The sequence below is a fragment of the Janibacter sp. CoH_79_TC_3 genome (assembly GCF_058197955.1).
The window spans coordinates 1-669 of sequence record NZ_JBXWIV010000057.1 but is presented as its reverse complement, the minus strand read 5'-3'; the positions used below and the strand labels follow the sequence as shown (position 1 = coordinate 669).

The 669-nt window shown below is 42.9% G+C and carries 2 protein-coding genes; one reads left to right on the top strand and one right to left on the bottom strand.

The annotated features are described in order from the left end of the window. The coding region (locus AC2FA3_RS15050; RefSeq protein WP_490510290.1) for a transposase at positions 1–410 on the top strand (410 nt) is incomplete at its 5' end. Between the two features lie 79 nt (positions 411–489). On the opposite strand, the gene AC2FA3_RS15045 is transcribed toward AC2FA3_RS15050, so the two are convergent. Continuing rightward, positions 490–669 (bottom strand): hypothetical protein (locus AC2FA3_RS15045; RefSeq protein WP_490510289.1); only part of this gene is annotated, 180 nt, incomplete at its 5' end.

Here is a 669-nt window from a genome sequence, read left to right as displayed (position 1 = left end):
TAGATACTGCTTTAGATACTGCTTTAGATACTGCTTTAGATACTGCTTTAGATACTGCTTTAGATACTGCTTTAGATGCTGAGATGGAAGACCATCTTGGCTACCCCAAGCATGAAAAAGCAGACAAGGCCAATAAGCGTAATGGGCATACTAATAAGACCGTCCGTAGCGATACAGGCGATCTTGAGATCTCCACCCCAAGAGACCGCGGTGGCAGCTTCGAGCCTGTACTCGTCAGTAAGCACCAAACCCGTATCTCAGGTCTTGACGATAAAATCATCTTTTTTTATGCCAAAGGTCAAACCACGACTGAGATTGTTGATACCATCAAAGAGCTCTACGATGTCGATATCTCAAGTAGCTTGGTTTCAAGAGTCACGGATAATATATTAGATGACATCACCGCTTGACAGAACAGGCCCTTAAGTAGCGTCTATCTGGACTGCATTGTCGTTAAAGTCCGTCAAGATAAGCAGATAATCAACTGATCTATGCCGTCAAATTCGTATAATCAAACCACATCTGTTTTGGTGTTTTATAGCCCAAACCCTTTTGGGTTCTAGTCCCACTGTAAGCATAGCTCTTGCCTTGGGTCGCTGCAAAGCAGTGCTTTGCTAGTCGCTCCTCATTATACTCAAGCTCAATATATTTAATGATGTCATTGATAGC